12 protein-coding genes and 1 pseudogene are annotated in these 16,863 nt (G+C 69.3%); 3 read left to right on the top strand and 10 right to left on the bottom strand.

Translation table 11 applies throughout. The features are described 5' to 3' along the window. Positions 1-470: 470 nt before the first annotated feature. Positions 471-761, bottom strand: a complete 291-nt coding sequence (locus tag KUF83_RS39795; protein WP_217459987.1) for a hypothetical protein — start codon at positions 759-761, stop codon at positions 471-473. A 512-nt stretch (positions 762-1,273) separates the two neighbouring features. Next, positions 1,274-2,134: an AraC family transcriptional regulator gene (locus KUF83_RS39800; RefSeq protein WP_217459988.1), complete on the bottom strand. Its 861-nt coding sequence runs from the start codon at positions 2,132-2,134 to the stop codon at positions 1,274-1,276. Positions 2,135-2,224: 90 nt separating this feature from the next. Between KUF83_RS39800 and KUF83_RS39805 the strand changes: the two genes are divergently transcribed. After that, on the top strand, positions 2,225-3,154 hold the full coding sequence (locus KUF83_RS39805) for an MBL fold metallo-hydrolase (protein WP_217459989.1): 930 nt from the start codon (positions 2,225-2,227) through the stop codon (positions 3,152-3,154). A gap of 33 nt (positions 3,155-3,187) precedes the next feature. On the opposite strand, the gene KUF83_RS39810 is transcribed toward KUF83_RS39805, so the two are convergent. The 6 genes and pseudogenes from KUF83_RS39810 to KUF83_RS39835 form a co-directional block, all read right to left on the bottom strand. Continuing rightward, on the bottom strand, positions 3,188-4,108 hold the full coding sequence (locus tag KUF83_RS39810; RefSeq protein ID WP_217459990.1) for a MerR family transcriptional regulator: 921 nt from the start codon (positions 4,106-4,108) through the stop codon (positions 3,188-3,190). Positions 4,109-4,257: 149 nt separating this feature from the next. After that, positions 4,258-4,905 (bottom strand): RNA 2',3'-cyclic phosphodiesterase, encoded by a 648-nt coding sequence (gene thpR / locus KUF83_RS39815; protein WP_217459991.1) that lies wholly within the window; start codon positions 4,903-4,905, stop codon positions 4,258-4,260. A 442-nt stretch (positions 4,906-5,347) separates the two neighbouring features. Continuing rightward, a complete protein-coding gene (locus KUF83_RS39820; protein ID WP_217459992.1) occupies positions 5,348-6,913 on the bottom strand; it encodes a PQQ-dependent sugar dehydrogenase in 1,566 nt (521 codons plus the stop codon). A 161-nt stretch (positions 6,914-7,074) separates the two neighbouring features. Beyond that, the gene (locus KUF83_RS39825; RefSeq protein WP_217459993.1) at positions 7,075-7,746 is read right to left on the bottom strand and encodes a lytic polysaccharide monooxygenase auxiliary activity family 9 protein; all 672 of its coding nucleotides are present in this window, start codon (positions 7,744-7,746) and stop codon (positions 7,075-7,077) included. Positions 7,747-8,063: 317 nt separating this feature from the next. Beyond that, positions 8,064-8,557, bottom strand: a pseudogene (locus tag KUF83_RS42745) (hypothetical protein). Positions 8,558-8,868: 311 nt separating this feature from the next. Further along, positions 8,869-10,449, bottom strand: a complete 1,581-nt coding sequence (locus KUF83_RS39835) for a long-chain fatty acid--CoA ligase (protein ID WP_217459995.1) — start codon at positions 10,447-10,449, stop codon at positions 8,869-8,871. 178 nt (positions 10,450-10,627) lie between these two features. Between KUF83_RS39835 and hemA the strand changes: the two genes are divergently transcribed. Continuing rightward, positions 10,628-11,845, top strand: a complete 1,218-nt coding sequence (gene hemA / locus KUF83_RS39840; protein WP_217459996.1) for a 5-aminolevulinate synthase — start codon at positions 10,628-10,630, stop codon at positions 11,843-11,845. Positions 11,846-11,949: 104 nt separating this feature from the next. Here hemA and KUF83_RS39845 read toward each other — a convergent pair whose 3' ends face one another. Together KUF83_RS39845 and KUF83_RS39850 are read right to left on the bottom strand one after the other, a co-directional pair. Continuing rightward, positions 11,950-13,674, bottom strand: coding sequence for an ABC transporter ATP-binding protein (locus KUF83_RS39845; protein WP_308403380.1), 1,725 nt, complete (start codon positions 13,672-13,674; stop codon positions 11,950-11,952). A gap of 12 nt (positions 13,675-13,686) precedes the next feature. Beyond that, entirely contained in the window at positions 13,687-15,414 is a 1,728-nt protein-coding gene (locus KUF83_RS39850) for an ABC transporter ATP-binding protein (RefSeq protein WP_217459997.1), read from the bottom strand. A 411-nt stretch (positions 15,415-15,825) separates the two neighbouring features. Here KUF83_RS39850 and KUF83_RS39855 point away from each other — a divergent pair, with 411 nt between their 5' ends. After that, positions 15,826-16,848, top strand: coding sequence for an NAD(P)-dependent oxidoreductase (locus tag KUF83_RS39855; RefSeq protein ID WP_254645074.1), 1,023 nt, complete (start codon positions 15,826-15,828; stop codon positions 16,846-16,848). Positions 16,849-16,863: the final 15 nt, after the last annotated feature.

The raw sequence follows: 16,863 nt of genomic DNA on the forward strand, positions 1-16,863 counted from the left end.
GTCCCTGGCCGAATTCAGGGCTCTGTCCGCAGTTCCGTGCACGGGCATATGGCGGGGAGTGAACGTGCCGCAGGTGGCACTCTGGCTGGATGGCACAGAGCTACCGGGAACGCGCGGTAGAGGGATGGATCTGGACCGAGAACGTCCAGCCCGTCTTGGCTCCCTTGGCGCGTTACGCCGACTACGACTTCAATGGTGCCGGCTGACAGGCGGTCGAACTCTGCATTGCGGCCACCGATGATGCGCACCCGGATCGCTGGTACAGCTACCCACTCGTCGGATCGGGCCATCGCCTCGAAGTGCACGTCCCGCAGGCCGTGGGTGGCAGTGAGGCTTCTGTCCGCGTGGCAGGAACATCCAACCCTGAGCTGCTGCTGCGGGCGGACACCCTGATGGCGGCCTTTGCCACCAGGCTCGTCGCATGAGGCGTGCATGAGTTGCAGCCCTCATGGCTGGGTGAGAATCCGGGCTCACCGGTCGCCGCTGAAGTGGTCGAGAAGCGCGTCATGGCAGTCGTCCGCACCGACCCGGCTCCGCGAGAAGGCCAGCACGCCGTCGTCGTTGCCTTCCCGCTCGGCCTTGGCCAGCTGCGCCTCGATGTCCGCGATGTACTCGGCGCACTCGGCGCTGACGGGTTTCTCGGGCTCCGGGTCAGGCACCGGAAAGGCGTTCAGTGCGGCGGTGGCAGCGATACCGGCCACGCACACCACCACCCACGCGGCAATCCACGTGCAGCGGCTCATCCGTAACGGCTTGGGCATGTAGGCATCCTACGAGCGTCACGCCGGACCTCTTCCAGATCCCTGGAGACGAGAGCGGCACAGTCGGCTTCATGGAAACGTGGACCTGTGCTCTGCGGGAGCAGACCGCTAGCACGGGAGCGGGTGGATGAGAGCTGTGAGGAACCTTCTCTCTACCCTTACGAACTCCCATCAGAGATCAGGTGCAGGCCGCCGCCCGCTCCGCCAAGGGGATCTCAGCAATGTGGTCGGACAGATAGATCATGGTGGCCTCGGGGTCCATGCCGAACGCGGCCGCGACGAGATCCGGGTGCATGGTGTTGGACAGGTCGAGCAGTCGAGTGCAGCGGATCGAAGATGCCGCCCGCGATCAGGACCGCAGCGGTGAAGGCGAAGGTCAGCGCACGGCCGACCCTCCATAACCTCAACTCCCGCTCGTTCAGGGGTTGTGGCTTTCGACTGATCCTCATGACGCCCAAGACATGGTTCGGAGACTCGCGTCGTGCGCGCAGCCAAACCCTAGAATCGATCACCTAGCTCTGGTCGCGGTGCCGCAGCCGGTAGCGGCCCGGAGAGACGCCGTGCTCCCGCTTGAAGGCGGTGGCGAAGGCGAAGGCGGAGCTGTAGCCGACGTGTTGGGCGATCTGCGCCAGTGCGGTGTCGGAGGTGCGCAGGAGCCGCGCCGCCACGGTGAGCCGCCACCAGGTGACGTAGGTCAGAGGGGGTTCACCGACCAGCGCAGCGAACCGGCGGGAGAACGTCGCTCGCGACAGGTTCGCCTTCCTGCCCAGGGCCTCGACGGTCCAGGGCTTTGCCGGGTCGTCGTGAATGGCGTGCAATGCGTTGCCGATCGCCGGGTCGGCGAGGGCGGCCGGCCAGCCGGTGGTTCCGCGTGCCGACTCGTCCTCGATCCAGGCGCGCAGCACGTAGAGCAGGAGGAGATCGAGCAGGGTGGGCAGGGCGGCGTCCGTGCCCGGCCGGGGGTTCTGCAGCTCGGCGCCGAGCAGGGAGACGGCGGCATTCAGGTCCTGATGTCGTCCGATCTGGGAGGGGCGATGGATGGTCTCCGGCAGGGTGCCCAGCAAAGGGTGCGGCCGGGAGCGGTCCAGCTGGTAGCCGCCGCACAGAAGGGCCGTCGGCCCCTGCGTGCCGGCGTGGCCGGGGTCGGTCAGGGTGTGTCGGGTTCCGTGCGGAGTGAGCACGACGTCCCCCGTGGTGAGGTTCACCGCAGGCCCGTCCTCGGGCACGAGCAGACAGGCCCCCCGCAGGACAACGTGGAAGCCCGCTCCGGCGAAGGGCTCGAAATGCGTGCGCCACACGCCTTCTCTGTCTTCACGGTTGGCGAACGGGCTGCCGGTCCGCATGGCGGCGACGACATCACTGAGGATATCCATACCCGTAACGATAGGCAGTGAGACGTACGCGTATCAGGCGAGCACGATCTCTTATAGACCGTCTCGCCACACGTCCATACGCTCGAGAGCATGGAAACGATAGAGATCGGCAACATCGAGGTCACGCGCATCGTGGAGTGGCAAGGGCCCGTGGCTCCGGTCGGAGTGGTCTTCCCGGACTTCGCCCCCGAGAAGTGGCACGAGCACAGGTCGTGGGTCGCCCCCCACTTCTGGGACACCGAGACCGACGACTACTTGGCCAGCGCGCAGACGTGGGTGGTGCGCAGCGAGGGAAGGACCATTCTGGTCGACACCGGCCTCGGCAACCACAAGGAACGCTCATACATGCCGGCGTGGACCCATCTGGAGACCGACTTCATCGACCGCCTGGCGGCAGCAGGCGTGCGCCCCCAGGACGTGGATGTCGTCGTGAACACCCATGTGCACGCCGACCACGTGGGCTGGAACACCACACTGCGCGACCGTGAGTGGGTGCCGACATTCCCCAACGCCACCTATCTGATTCACCGGGATGACTTCGAGTACTGGAACCCCAGGAATGGCGTACCCAAGCGGGGAGGCATCGGCGGGGTCAACGCCGGCGTCGCCAACGGGCCGATGTTCGAGGACAGCATCGATCCCGTTCACCGCGCCGGCCAGACCCTGCTGTGGGAGACCTCTCATCGCATCGACGGCAATCTAATGCTGGAACCCGCCCCTGGGCACACTCCGGGCTCATCGGTGCTTCACCTGCGGTCCGGTAGCGAACGGGCCCTGTTTGTCGGAGACCTGCTCCACACTCCCCTGCAGATCCTCGAGCCGCACGTCGATACGTGCCTGAGCGAGGATCAGCAGGCGGCGGCAATCTCCCGTCGGCGCGTCCTTGAGTACGCCGCGGACACCAACGCCCTACTCATCCCTGCGCACTTCACCGGCCCGGGAGCCGCTGAGGTCCGCCGTGACGGCTCATCCTTCGCCATCAAGAAGTGGGCACCGTTCAGCGCGCCCCCTTGGAATTGATCATCTAGACAGCGAGCGGCGGCCCGCGCCACATCAAGGCCGAGGTCGGAGCTGATCCTCAGCGTGCAGGGCCCGTGCCAGCCACTTCAGCTCCTCAGTCGCGTCGGGCGACGCCTTCTGCCCACGCACCCGCGCCACAAGCCATCGGTAGCGCTCAGCTCCGGCCTCAATCCCGGCTTCCAGACTGCGCAGCACAGCAGCCCGGTCAACTTCACCAAACGAATCGGACAACAACTTGGCCGCTATCGCTCCCTCCGGTGAGGCCCCGTCCTTCCTGGCCTCCGCGACAATCGAGACGATCTGCCTCGCCCACCAGATGGACGCACCGGGTGGCCGCTCCCGCCCGGGTACGGGTGTGTTGAGTTCCATCCAGGCGCGCAAGCGGATGCGAAACTCAGGATCGCGAACAAGTTCTGCCAGTTCGATCCAGGCGTCCACCTGGGCAGGCGTGGGATCGTCGGGCAACTCGACGTCATAGGTGCGCATGCGGTCGCGCAGGCCCTGGTCATGGATACCGCCGAAAACCTCCTCCTTGAACTCGTCGAGTGTCTGCTTACGCTCAGCAGCGGAAAGCCTCGCCAAACGGTTCATCAATGTTGTCTCCTCAACGGTCGCACCCCGTCTGGCCACGGTGGACAGGACGGCCCGGCTCACCTTGAGTGAACGAATTTGCGCATCGAGCGCGGCCACGTGCGCGTCAGCAACCTCGGCGACCGTGGTGCGGCCACTCACCACGCGGACCACGTCATCGAGACCGAACCCCAGCTTCCGCAGGGTCCGCACCAGGTCGACCCGGGCCACGGCCTCGGCGTCGTACAGCCGGTATCCGCCCGCGGAACGGGCCACAGGCGGCACAGCCCCCTTGTCCGACCAGAAGCGCAAGGTACGCACCGCAAGCTTGGTGCGGCGCGCGAGCTGGCCAATGGTGAGCACGTCGGGGTTCTCCTCGTCCATGCGGAGATCCTGAACCCTCCACCGGCAGGAGACGCAAGCGTGACCGGCAAGGATGCGGCATGCACCCCGTTACGTAGTCTATGTACGGGTCATCCCGAGCCCGCGCAGGAAAGGCATCCCTGGCACCAGGCTCGCCTCGCCGCGTAGCCCTAGAACGAGGCGCTGTTTCTCGGATCTCCTGACGTGAGGTGTGGCGGTTTCGGGTCGGGATGCCATGACCCAGTGACCAGGGTCCATGCGTCGATGTCCTGATAGCGCCGCGGGCCTGGGTGGCCGCTTACCGTGCTGCCGACCAGGTGGAGACGTTCGGTCTGCCACGGGCGTCCGGTGAAGCCGTCGAGGCAGGCGGCCGCCGCCGTGACGGACGCGTTGTCGTAGCGGCGAGCGCGGGCCAGCGTGAGATGGGGACGCAGCGGACGTTCGACGAAGGTGACGTCGCAGTCCCTGATCCTCGCCCGTACTGCCTCGCCCAGCTCGTGCAGTTGGTCGAGATCGCCCTCGATGCCGCTCCACAGCACCCGCTCGTCGAAGTGCCCGCCCCCGAGGAGTACCAGTTCGAGAGAGGGGCGGGCAGCCGCCAGGTCGGCGAGGGGCGAACGAAGCCGCTGTACGGCCTGCACCGGCAGCTCACCCAGGAACGCCAGGGTGATGTGCCAGTCCTCGATGCGGTTCCAGCGCAGCTCGGGATAGGCGGCGTAGGCCGGGCTCAGCGCGTGCGCCAGCTCGTTCTTCGCACGGTCGGGCGGCGCGAGGGCGATGAACGCGTGCTGGGTGGCGGTCTGGGGCGGCTCGGTCACGGATGTCTTCTTACCTCATGAGTTCGCGGGGCCGAAGCCTGACTCCCCGCTGCGCACCCGTGGTCGCCATCCCCGTGACAGCCAGTGGTCCAGTGTGGGTCGACCTCGTCCTCGCGTATACCCGGGGCGCGGACGCGTTGGGTGCGGGGTGAGGAAGCCACCGACCGCGATCAGCGAGTCACACAGGAACAGCCAGTGAGCGAAGATGTTCAGCCGCGGGAACGCTACGTCCGGCGCACCGATCTGCAGCGGCATGATCCAGTTCCTGCAGCCCGCGAACCTGCCCGCCGGTGCGCGGTCACCTCCCGTGTCGACAGTGGCAGTTGTGTCAGCCGGGAGGCCGATGGGGCCGGGGTGGTAGCAGGAGTCGCCCCGGTGGGGGCGCCCCCCCGTTTCGGGGGTGCGCCCGATCCCGGGGCACCCCCGTCGCGCGTGCGGCGGCTCAGGGGGCGACGGCGCAGGCGTCCCCGTTGAGGGTGAACCATGGCGGTGGTGAGGCGTCGCCGGTGTGCTCGGCGAGATAGCCGAGGGTGACGCTCGCGCCTGCGGCGATCGTGGCGTTGTGCCCGGCGTCGGCAGCCGCGATCGTGTTGCTGCCCTGGACCAGGTCGGTGTTCCAGTCGGAGACGACGGTCTGCCCGAGGGCCAGCGGGAACTCGAGCGTCCAGCCGTTCACCGGGGCGTCGCCCGTGTTGGTGAGGGTGAGGTCGACCGTCGTGCCGGTGCCCCAGGCGCGTACAGTCCGCTCCACTCTGCAGGTCGGCTCCTCGCGCGCGAACGACACCCTGTGCAGGCCGCCCGGCAGGTCGTTGACCACGTAGAACTCTCCCTCCGCCGTCGTCCCGATCGACGTCACCTGGGTGGGCATCTCCCCGATCTCGGCCTGTTCGTAGCCGCCCGTGCCGTCCGGGCGCAGTGCCCATACCGTGGAGGAGCAGTAGTCGGTGGCGATGTACGTGCCGCCCACCAGACCGGCGTACTCCCGGCCGCGGTACACATGACCGCCGATGACCGAGCAGCCGCCGGTGTACGGGGAGTAGGTGAAGACCGGCTCGGTGTACTCCTCACCGGGTGGACAGGTGCCGCCGGCGAACCTCTCCAGTCCCTCGTAACAGGACCAGCCGAGATTCGCGCCCCCTCGGCCGGGTGCCAGGTGGTCGACCTCCTCCCACCGGCCCTGGCCGACGTCGCCGATCCACAGCGAGCCGTCGGCGCTGTCGAAGGAGAACCGCCAAGGGTTGCGCAGGCCGTACAGCCAGATCTCCGCACGGGCGCCGGGGGTGTCCACGAAGGGGTTGTCGTCGGGGACGCAGTAGAGGAGAGGTCCGCAGGCGCGGCTGACGTCGATCCGCAGGATCTTGCCCAGCAGGGTGTCCAGCCGCTGTCCGGCGCGCAGGGGGTCCGCGGAGCCTCCGCCGTCGCCGATGCTCCAGTACAGGTTGCCGTCTGGGCCGAACGCGAGCTGGCCGCCGTTGTGGTTGCTGAACTCGGCGTGCTCCTGGGCGAGTAGGACCTCCAGGCGCTTGTCGTCGAGGCGGTAGCGGGCGAGCGTGACGGCTCCGGCAGGCCGTGCCGTGTACGCCAGGTACATCTCCTGGCTGTCGGCGAAGTCGGGTGCGAGGGCGATGCCGAGCAGCCCGCGTTCGTTGCCCGATTCGTCGACGGACGCGGTGATGTCCAGCAGCGGGGTGCGCTCCAGGCCGGTGTCCGGGTGGTAGGCGCGGACGGTGCCGGACTTCTCGGTGATGAACAGCCGGCCCGAGCCGTCGTCGGGGGCGACGAGCGCGGTGGGCCTGCGCAGTCCGGAAGCGACCTGGGTCGTGGTGGCGCTGAGCGAGGGCAGGGGTGCGGCAGGCGCGTCCTCCTGCGCTCCCGTTCGGTGCGCGGGTGCGTGAGTCGAGGTGGGGGGACCCGCTCCGGGGTCAGGGACCGCGGTGGCGGGCAGGGCGGTGAGAGCGGTCAGCAGGAGGGCCAGCAGAACTGGCCCGGTCCAGCGGCGTCGGGACATGTCGGCTCCATGGACGAGGTCGCTTGCGCGGCGGTGGTGCTGGTGCGGCGTGGCGGCTGCGCGGCCGGACCACGGCCGACGCGACCGGTCCGTGGATTGACGAACGCCGTCCCGCCGGACGGTGTGCCGTGTCCGGCGGGACGCTCCGCCGACCCGCCGGGTCAGCGGAAGTTCACGTCACTGCACAGGAAGTAGGTCTGGTCCATGTGCGACGCCTGCCAGATCGTGTAGACGACATGGCGACCGCTGTACCCGGACGTGCTCACGGGGATCGAGTAGTTCTGGCTGGGCGCGTACCGGCCGGTGCGTGCCACCAGCTGGAGGTCGTTCCAGGTCAGGGGCTGGGTGGTGGGGTTGAAGCCCTGCCGGGTGACGTAGACCAGGAAGTAGTCGGCGCCGTGGCTGGCCTGGTCGTACAGGTTGACGTTGAAGTTGGCGCCGATGTCCGTGGTCTTCCACGGGCCCACGGCGTCCAGCGCGTTGTAGCGGCCGCCTTCGGTCCGCCCGCCGCTGCACAGCTGGCCGTTCGGGACGGCGGCCTGGAAGTTGCCGCCGGAGCCGTTGCGGTACAGGCCGTTCCAGTTCCACATGCCGTTCGGGTCGGCTTGCCAGGCCTGCCAGCACATGGGGTCCTGCTGGGCCATGGCGGGGTTCTGGAAGTCACTGCCCCAGCGCAGCCAGCAGCCGTAGTTGCGGGAGGCCGGGTCGATGACCGAGCCGTGGGCGACGGCCGTTCCGCTCCAGGGAATGACGCTGAGCAGCGCGGCGACGAAGGCGGTCAGAACGAGCGTCAGTCGGCTCCGCATGCGTGGGGCATGCGCATGACAATCCATGATTCTCTTCTCCTCGGTGGGGGGAATGTCTGATTCCGATGCGGATGTTGACGGGATGGGAGCGCTCCCGCGCCTCCAGGCTGCGCGCCTCGAAACGGAGCGGCAACGTTTGTTTGCGCCACTTTGGATCCGTGGGGCGCGATCGTGACTGCAGGAACCTGTGGGACGACGCCGGCGCGCCCTCCTGCAGTGCGGACCTCGACGTCGAGAAACAGTCGCCCCTCTGTGTCCGACCCCAGGCCTTCTGGAACGAGCCGGGCGCGGAACAACGCCGGGTCCAAGGCGGGAGCGGGCATGGCCCGGCGGGGCGTGTGAGGTCAAAGGGGCAGTTCCTGGGTCATGGCCCAGCTGGTGAGCAGGCGCAGGGCGTCCTCGGAGGGCGAGCCGGCGGCGGCCGTGTAGGCCAGGAGCGCGAGGTCTGGGTCCGCGGCGAGTTCCACGGCCTCGAACGACAGGTCGAGAACACCGGCCACTGGATGGCGCAGTTGCTTGGTGCCGCTGCGGTGGAACCGGACTTCGTGTGCCGCCCACCGGGTGCGGAAATCCTCGCTGTGCGTGGAGAGCTACCGACAAGGGCAGACAGTTCGGGGTCATGGGGGTTGCTGCCGGTGGCGGTTCGCAGGATCGCGACCGAGTCGTCGGCGGCACCGTCCCAGTCGACGTACAGATCCCGGGCACGCGCGTCGAGGAAGGCGAAGCGCGCGAGGTTGCCCGAACCGCTCAGCGCATGCGAGAAGAGCGCGCGGCCCAGCCGGTTGGCGGCGAGGATGTCCATGCGGTGGTTCAGGATCCCGGCCGGAGCCTCGGTCATCGCGTCGAGCAAGCGCTGCAGACCGGGACGTACTGTCCGGGTGGTCGTGTGGCGGCGCCTGGCGGGTGCGGCGTTGGCGGCGCCAAAGATCGAACAGGTGGGAAAGCTCGGCCTCGTCCAACCGCAGCACCCGGGCGACCGAGTCGAGCACGCCCTCGGACACACCGCGTAGGGTCCCGCGTTCCAGCTGGTTGTAGTAGGGGAGTCTGAACGAAGCACGTCCTGACTACGCGAGTGAGGTCCCGATCAGCGCGTCCTGACCACGCGAGTGGGGTCCCGGTCAGAAGCCGAACCGTCGTGGGCCGCGTCGGTCAGGGCCGTACCCCGGGTGTTCGTTCGCCCGTCGCCGGTCCGATCAGGGCGACGAGTTCCCGTTTGAGGACCTTCCCACTCGGGCCCAGCGGGAGAGCGGCGGCGAACTCCACGCGGCGCGGGTACTTGTAGGAGGCGATGCGCCGACGGCTCCAGGCGATGACGTCCTCCGCGAGGGACGCGTCCGTCGCGGTACCGGGGCGAGGGACGATCACCGCGCATATCTCCTGGCCGTAGCGGGCGTCGGGGACCCCGATCACCGCAACCTGGGCAACGGACGGGTGGCGGGACAGGATCTCCTCGACCTCGCGCGGGTACACGTTGTACCCGCCGCGCACGATCATGTCCTTCTTGCGGTCGACGATCGTCAGATAGCCTTCGGCGTCCTTCAGTCCGAGATCACCCGAACGGAACCAGCCGTCCACGAGCGCGGCTTCGGTGGCCGCGGGGTCGTCGAGGTAGCCGACCATGACGTTGTGGCCGCGGACCACGATCTCGCCGACCTCGCCCGGCGGGAGCAGGACGATCCGGTCCTCCGTACCGGCCCGCGCTATCTCCGCCTCCACGCCCCGGATCGGCTTGCCCACCGTGCCCGGCCGCCGGGGCCAGGCGCTCTGGTTGTAGGCGACGCAGGGGGACGTCTCGGTCAGGCCGTAGCCCTCGTAGACGGGGCAGCCGAAGGTCGCCTCGAAGTCCTGGAGCACCTGGACCGGCAGTGCCGAGCCCCCGGAGTACGCCCGGGCGAGCGGCGGACGACGGGCGTCCCGGGCCGCGGCCTCCAGTAGCGCGATGTACATCGTCGGTACTCCCATGAGAACCGTGCAGCCCTCGCGCACCATCACGTCGAGTGCCCCGTCCGCTGTGAAGCGGGACATCAGGACGAGGGTCGCGCCGGCGCGGAAGCACGTCCCCATGCCGCAGACCTGGCCGAAGGTGTGGAACAGGGGGAGGCAGCCCAGGACGACGTCGCCGGAGTCCATGGCGAAGGGCGAGAGCATCGTCGTGTCGATGTTCATGACCAGGTTGAGGTGGCTGAGCATGACGCCCTTGGGGCGGCCCGTGGTACCCGAGGTGTACAGGATCAGCGCGATGTCGTCCGGTGCGCAGGGCACCGGGGCCTCGATCGGCACGGCCCGGGCCGCGAGCTCGTCCAGCGCCCTCCCGCTGCCGCCGTCGTCCGCGTCCACGGTCAGCAGCGGCACGTCCGCGCGCTTCGCCGCCCGCTCCCCCTCCCCGAGGAGCGAACCCGCGCACAGCACGGCCCGGGCTCCCGAGTGCCGGAGGATGTACGCGATCTCCTCCGCCTTCAGCAGTGCGTTCACCGGTACGACGGTCGCGCCGAGCGCGAGGGCACCGAAGTAGGCCGCCGGGAAGGCCGGTGTGTTGGGCAGCAGCAGCGCGACCCGGTCACCGGGGCCGATGCCTCGGCCGCGCAGTGCCGCCGCGTACCGCCGCGCGGTCAGCCAGAGGTCGCCGTACGAGATGCGGTGGTGGCCGGCCACCACCGCCGTGTGGTCGGGTCGGCGCTTCGCGGAGTCCGCGAGCACATTCGCCACCGAGAGCGTGGCACCGCCCCTCATCGGTTCGGTCCGCGCATTCCGGAACGGCCGGAAAGAGCCTTGTGAATCCGCGGGAGGGAGATTTCAAATTCGGTCATCGATACTCCGCTTTTCGTGCGAAGACGCACTGTGCAGGGACCGCAAGGCATCCTACGATGAGGCGCGCCGGAGGGAAAGCGACAGAGAGCGAGTATGAGACATGTCCGAGTACATGGATTTCTTCGCACGCCTTGGGCAGGAAACGTCCGAGCGGAAAAGGGAGTTCCTGGAGCTCGGCCGTATCGCGGGCCGGTTCCCGGCGGCCGGTACGGCACACCATGGCGAGATATCGATCTGGTGCAGCAACGACTACTTAGGTATGGGCCAGCACCCGGACGTTCTGGCGGCGATGAAGAACGCCGTCGACGAATGCGGGGCCGGCTCCGGCGGTTCGCGGAACATAGGCGGGACGAACCACTATCACGTCGCGTTGGAGGCGGAACTCGCCGCGCTGCACGGAAAGGAGGACGCGGTGTTGTTCACCTCCGGGTATTCGGCCAACGAGGGCGCGCTCTCCGTGCTCGCCGGGCGCATCGACGACTGTGCCGTGTTCTCCGACCAGTTGAACCACGCGTCCATCATCGACGGTTTGCGGCACAGCGGCGCCGAGAAGTTCATCTACCGGCACAACGACTGCGCGCATCTCGAGAAACTGCTGTCCGGTGTGGATCGGCAGCGGCCCAAACTCGTCGTGACGGAATCCGTGCACTCGATGCGCGGCGATATCGCGCCACTCGCGGAGATCGCCGACATCGCCAAACGGTACGGGGCGGTGACGTTCGTGGACGAGGTGCACGCCGTCGGCATGTACGGCCCGGAGGGTGCCGGCATTGCGGCGCAGGAAGGCCTCGCCCCCGCGTTCACCGTGGTCATGGGGACGCTGGCCAAGGGCTTCGGGATGACCGGCGGCTATGTCGCCGGGCCAACGGTCCTGATGGACGCGGTCCGTACCTTCGCCCGCTCGTTCATCTTCACCACGGCGCTGCCGCCCGCGGTGGCCGCCGGTGCGCTCGCCGCCGTACGGCATCTGCGCGGCTCCCAGCGGGAACGCGAGCGGCTCACGGCCAACGCCACCCTGATGCACGGCCTGTTGCGCGACAGGGGCATCCCCTTCCTGTCCGACCAGACCCACATCGTGTCGGTCCTCGTCGGTGAGGACCGCCTCTGCAAGGAGATGTCGGCGCTGCTGCTCGAGCGGCACGGCGCCTATGTGCAGGCCATCAACGCGCCGAGCGTGCCCACGGGTGAGGAGATCCTCCGGGTCGCCCCATCCGCCGTTCACGAGGCGGCCGACGTCCGGCGGTTCGTCGATGCGCTGGACGGGATCTGGACGGAACTCGGCGCCTCGCGCGAGGACGCCCCGGTGGCGGCCCCCTAGGCGTGCCGGACCCGCGACGCCCGCGTGATCCGCCGGACCGGACCAGGTGTGTTGTCCGGAGGCGTCGGTGAGTTGTCCGGGGGCATCGGTGACGGTCGGCACGTCTAGTCCGCCTGCGACGAGATGCGGCGCATCTCCGCGGACTCGGCCAGCACCTCCTCCCAGGTCCCCGCCGCCTCCACGCGGCCGTCCTTGAGGACCACCACCCGGGCCGCCGCGCGCAGCAGCGCGGGCCGGTGCGACACCGCGAGGACGGTGACCGAGCCGTCCAGCAGCCGGCTCCACAGGAGCTGCTCGGTCGCGGGGTCCAGGGCGCTGGAGACGTCGTCCAGGATCAGGAGTTCGGGGTGTCGGGCCAGCATCCGGGCGATCGCCGTCCGCTGGAGCTGGCCTCCGGACAGCCTGAGGCCCCGTGGGCCCACGACGGTGTCGGCACCGTCCTGCATGGCCGCCACGTCGGGGGCCAGGACCGCGGTGTGCGCGACGTCCTCGAAGATCCTCCCGTCGTCGTCACCGAGGCCCAGTAGGACGTTGTCCCGCAGCGATCCGCTGAACAGGCGCGGGTCCTGGGGGGTGTAGCCGCAGCGCGGAGGCACCAGGAAGTTCGCGGGGTCGACGATCGGTTCCCCGTTCCACAGCACGGTGCCCCGCTCGTGCGGCAGCAGTCCGAGGACGGCCCGTATCAGTGTCGACTTGCCCGAGCCGACGCCGCCGGTGACCACGGTGACGCAGTGGCGTACGACGGTCAGGTCGACGTCCTCGATGCCGCGCTCCGAGCCGGGGTACCGGGCGGTCAGCCCGCGGACGGTCAACTCCCGTAGCTCGGGTGCCTGTTCAGGCACGGACGCCGCTTCCTCGGCCGTCGTCCGGGGCTGTCGTCCGAGGAAGTCCGCGATCCGGCCGAGCGCCACCGAGACCCGCTGCAGTCGCACGGAGAGGATCCCGATCGAGGCCAGCGCCTCGGCGAGGATCTGCAGATAGAAGGTGAACAGTGCCAGGTCGCCGACGCTGAACGTCCCGCTGTGTGCCCGGCCCGCCGTCAACAGCAGTACGACGCCGATGCCGAGGGGGGCGGCGTTGCCGATCACGGTCCGCTGCACGCCCGCGAACAGTTCCTCGCGCACTGCCGCCTTCGCCCGGGCCTCGTTCAACCGGTCGATGTGCGCCGCCACATGGTCCTCGGCGGCCGCCGCCTGTACCGCCTTCACGGCCCCGACCGCCTCCCGCAGGGCGCCCGCGACCTCGGCCGACGCGCCACGGGTGGCGCGCCGGTAGCGGAGGAAGCGGCCGTGGACCGCCGCCGTGACCAGCGCGACCAGGAGCAGCAGTGCCAGCAGCGCGCTCGTGACCACCGCGTCGATCCGCATCATGACGGTGACGGAGGCGAAGACGAACAGCCAGTGCGCGAGGTTGGTGGGCGCCCAGGCCACGAAGAAGCCCGTCTCGTCGACGTCCTCGCCCACCACCCGCAGCCCCTCCCCCGAGGTGGTACGGGCCGCGGCTCCCCGTCCTCGCAGGGCGGAGCCCAGCAGTTCCCGCCGCATCCGGATCGTCGTGCCGTACTGGACGCGCGGCTCCAGCCGGTTGATCATCACGCCGAACTGCAGGCACAGCCGTGCCCCCTCGATCGCAGCCACCCAGGCGATGAGCAGCCAGACCCCGCCACCGGCGCCGATCTCGTCGAACAGCCGCTGGAACACCAGCCCGACCGCCAGCGTCCCGGCCCTCAACAGCACCCACAGCCCGGTCAGCGTCCAGTACGCGCCCGCCGAACCGCGCAGCACGGCCCCGAGCCGCCGGAACGTGCCCCGTGCGTCGATGTCGGCCACCCTCCCGCCCCGTCAGCCGGCGCGTAGCAGTTCGTGGAAGCGCGAGGTCGGGTCGGCGGCGAGCGCGGTCTGCTCCCCGTGCTCGACAACCGTCCCCGCGTCGAGGACGAGAATGCGGTCCACGTGGCGCAGCGCGTGCGGCCGGTGCTGGACGACGACGGCGGTCCGCCCTTCGAGCAGCCGCTCCATCGCGGGCATGAGCAGCCGCTCGGTGTGCGGGTCCAGCCGGGCCGTCGGCTCGTCCATCAGGACCACGGCCGGGTCCCGCAGGAACACCCGGGCCAGCGCGAGAAGTTGCTCCTCCCCCGCGGACATCCCCCGCGCTCCGGTGCCCAGCACGGTGTCCAGGCCGTCGGGCAGTTGGCGCCACCAGTCGTTGAGTCCGGCCTCGTCCAGCGCGGCGCACACCCGGCGGTCGTCGACGGAGTGGTCGAAGAAGGTGAGGTTGTCGCGGAGCGTGGCGTGGAAGACCTGCACCTCCTGGGTGACCAGGGCGACCCGGCTGCGCAGTGCCCGGGTGTCGAGTCCGGCCACGTCGTGGCCGCCGACGCTGACGCCGCCGCTGACCGGCTGGTGCAATCCGAACAGCAGCCGTACGACGGTCGACTTGCCGCTTCCGGTACGGCCGACGATGCCGAGCCGTTCTCCTGGGCGCAGCCGGAAGGAGACGTCACGCAGCACCGGTTCACCGGGGTCGTACGAGAAGGACACTCTGTCGAGCCGGGCGCCCAGGGGCCCCGCGGGCAGGTGGCGGGTGCCGGTGGGCCCGGCGTCGTCGTCCTGTCGCAGCAGTTCTTGGAGGCGCTGCACGCCGACCGCGGCCCCTTCCAGGTCGTGGAAGCGGGTGGTGACGGCCAGCAGGGGCCGGCGCAGCAGCATGGCGTACGACAGACAGGCGAAGGCTGTGCCGGTGGAGAGCTGTCCGCGGCCGTGCAGCCACACGCTGACGGCCAGGGCGAGGACCACGCTGACGGTGGACAGGCCCTGGACCGTGGCGGGCCAGCGCACGGAGACCCGCGCCGCGTGGCCGGCCTTCCGGTACAGGTCGGCCTGCCGGGTCTCCAGGGCGTGCAGGGTGTGGGCGGAGGCTCCGTTGGTCCTCAGGTCCTCGGCGCCGGCGAGACGTTCCTCCAGAAAGCCCAGGAGTTCCGCGGACGCGGTCTGGCGGGCGGCGACGAAGGGCATGGCCTTCCCCACGAGCCGGCGCAGCAGCAGAAGGGTTCCGAGGGCGAACGGCGCGAAGACCAGGGCCAGTCGCCAGTCGAGCTGGAAGAGCGCGCCGAGGATTCCGACGACCAGCAGCATCTGGGCGAGGACTTCCAGGAGCAGGGCGGACATCACCGCGGCGAGTCTGGTGACATCGCCGTCGACGCGGTCCACGAGTTCGCCGGGCGGGTACCGCTGGTAGAAGCGGGAGGGCCGGCGCAGACAGTGGGCCACCAGGTCGGCGCGCAGCCGGTTGGTGGTGCGCCAGGCGAGCCGCGCGGCCACGGCGTCGCAGCCGATGGTCACCACGAGCAGTCCGAGGGCCGCCGCCAGGTACCAGGCGGCGACCGCGAGCAGCAGCTCGGAAGGGCTCCGGGACAGCGTGTGGTCGATGAACCGGCGCAGCATCTGGGGTGCCACCAGCTGGAGCCCGATGCCCAGCGGAACGAGCACCGCGAGGAGGAGGACGGACGGCCGTTCCCCGCGCAGATAGCGGAACAGTACGGAGAGCTGCCGTAACGGACTGCCTGCCAACGCGTTCCTCCCCGGGCGCCGGACGGCGGAAGGCCTCAGCATAAAGTCCGTTCCCGGCCGTTGGGAATGACGCGCACACCGGTGAACTCGTCATAGGGAGTCCCTGTGCCGGGGCCGGGAATGAGCCGCCCACATGCGGAATGTGATCCGCCGTTTGCTGTCGGGTTAACGCAGTCCAGGACGCCGTTGCCGCCGATTCCTCTCGCTGTTAGACTCCACGGGTCTTCTGGGCAATTCGCCTTGCACGCCGTCGTGCGTACCACCCATTCTCGGCCATGTTCTGCCGGCACCCGTGTACGTCCGGGTCGGCCGAGTTCGCGCACCCGCAATTGGACCGACGTCCGGAGACAGCACCAGCACGGAGCACCGCCTTGAACGACCGGATGTCAACGGAACCAAGGGGGATTCTCAATGTCGGCTGACGTGCACAACGGGGTCGAATCCGCGGGAAAAGCAGTGGTCACCGGTGCCGCGGGTTTCATCGGATCCCATCTCGTCGAGGCATTGCGGCGCAGCGGCACAAACGTGGTGGGCATCGACCGGAAATCGAGTTGGGCCACCGGTGAAATCCCGCCGTCCGCCGAACTGGGATCCCTCCACGCGATCCGTGCCGACCTCGCCTCCGCGGAACTGTCGACCTGTCTTGAAAATGCAGCCACGGTCTTCCATTTAGCCGCATTGCCGGGTGTGCGCCCGTCCTGGACGCAATTCCCGGAGTATCTCCACTGCAACGTATTGGCCACCCAACGCCTCATGGACGCCTGTGTCCGGGCCTCAGTGCCCCGCGTGGTCATGGCCTCGTCCTCCAGCGTCTACGGCGGCGCGGAGGGCACGATGAGCGAGGGCGACCTCCCTCGCCCGCTGTCCCCCTACGGGGTCACCAAACTCGCCGCGGAACGGCTCGCTCTCGCCTTCGCGGCCCGCCGCGACGCCGCCCTGTCGGTGAGCGCCCTGCGGTTCTTCACCGTCTACGGACCCGGCCAGCGCCCGGACATGTTCATCGGCCGGGTCATCCGCGCCACCCTGGAGGACAAGCCGATCGAGGTCTACGGCGACGGCACCCAGATCCGCGACTTCGTCCACGTGTCGGACATCGTGCGCGCGCTGATGCTCGCCGCGGCGACCCCCGACAAAGGCAGCAGCGTCCTCAACATCGGCACGGGACGCGTCGCGTCGATGAACGAAGTCCTTGCCCTGACCGGCGAGTTGACCGGCAGGACGCCCGACGCGCGGTACGGTCCCGCGCGCATCGGCGACGTACGGGCCACGACGGCCGACATCGGGCGGGCGCGGCACCACCTCGGCTTCACCGCACGGACGGATCTGCGCACCGGGCTGGCCACCCAGATCGAGTGGGCCAGGCAGTCGCTCGGCCGGACCCCACCGCACGAAACCGCCTCGTCCGCCCAGATGGCGCCCACCCACCGGTCGTAGCCGGCATGTGCGGCT

The organism is Streptomyces sp. BV286, from assembly GCF_019090165.1.
GTDB lineage: Bacteria > Actinomycetota > Actinomycetes > Streptomycetales > Streptomycetaceae > Streptomyces.

What these genes read in the sequence shown, in the direction of transcription:
- KUF83_RS39795 (WP_217459987.1), bottom strand. Translation starts at nt 761, where the DNA reads ATGCCCAAGCCGTTACGGATGAGCCGCTGCACGTGGATTGCCGCGTGG.
- KUF83_RS39800 (WP_217459988.1), bottom strand. Translation starts at nt 2,134, where the DNA reads ATGGATATCCTCAGTGATGTCGTCGCCGCCATGCGGACCGGCAGCCCG.
- KUF83_RS39805 (WP_217459989.1), top strand. Translation starts at nt 2,225, where the DNA reads ATGGAAACGATAGAGATCGGCAACATCGAGGTCACGCGCATCGTGGAG.
- KUF83_RS39810 (WP_217459990.1), bottom strand. Translation starts at nt 4,108, where the DNA reads ATGGACGAGGAGAACCCCGACGTGCTCACCATTGGCCAGCTCGCGCGC.
- KUF83_RS39820 (WP_217459992.1), bottom strand. Translation starts at nt 6,913, where the DNA reads ATGTCCCGACGCCGCTGGACCGGGCCAGTTCTGCTGGCCCTCCTGCTG.
- KUF83_RS39825 (WP_217459993.1), bottom strand. Translation starts at nt 7,746, where the DNA reads ATGGATTGTCATGCGCATGCCCCACGCATGCGGAGCCGACTGACGCTC.
- KUF83_RS39835 (WP_217459995.1), bottom strand. Translation starts at nt 10,449, where the DNA reads ATGAGGGGCGGTGCCACGCTCTCGGTGGCGAATGTGCTCGCGGACTCC.
- hemA (WP_217459996.1), top strand. Translation starts at nt 10,628, where the DNA reads ATGTCCGAGTACATGGATTTCTTCGCACGCCTTGGGCAGGAAACGTCC.
- KUF83_RS39855 (WP_254645074.1), top strand. Translation starts at nt 15,826, where the DNA reads ATGTCGGCTGACGTGCACAACGGGGTCGAATCCGCGGGAAAAGCAGTG.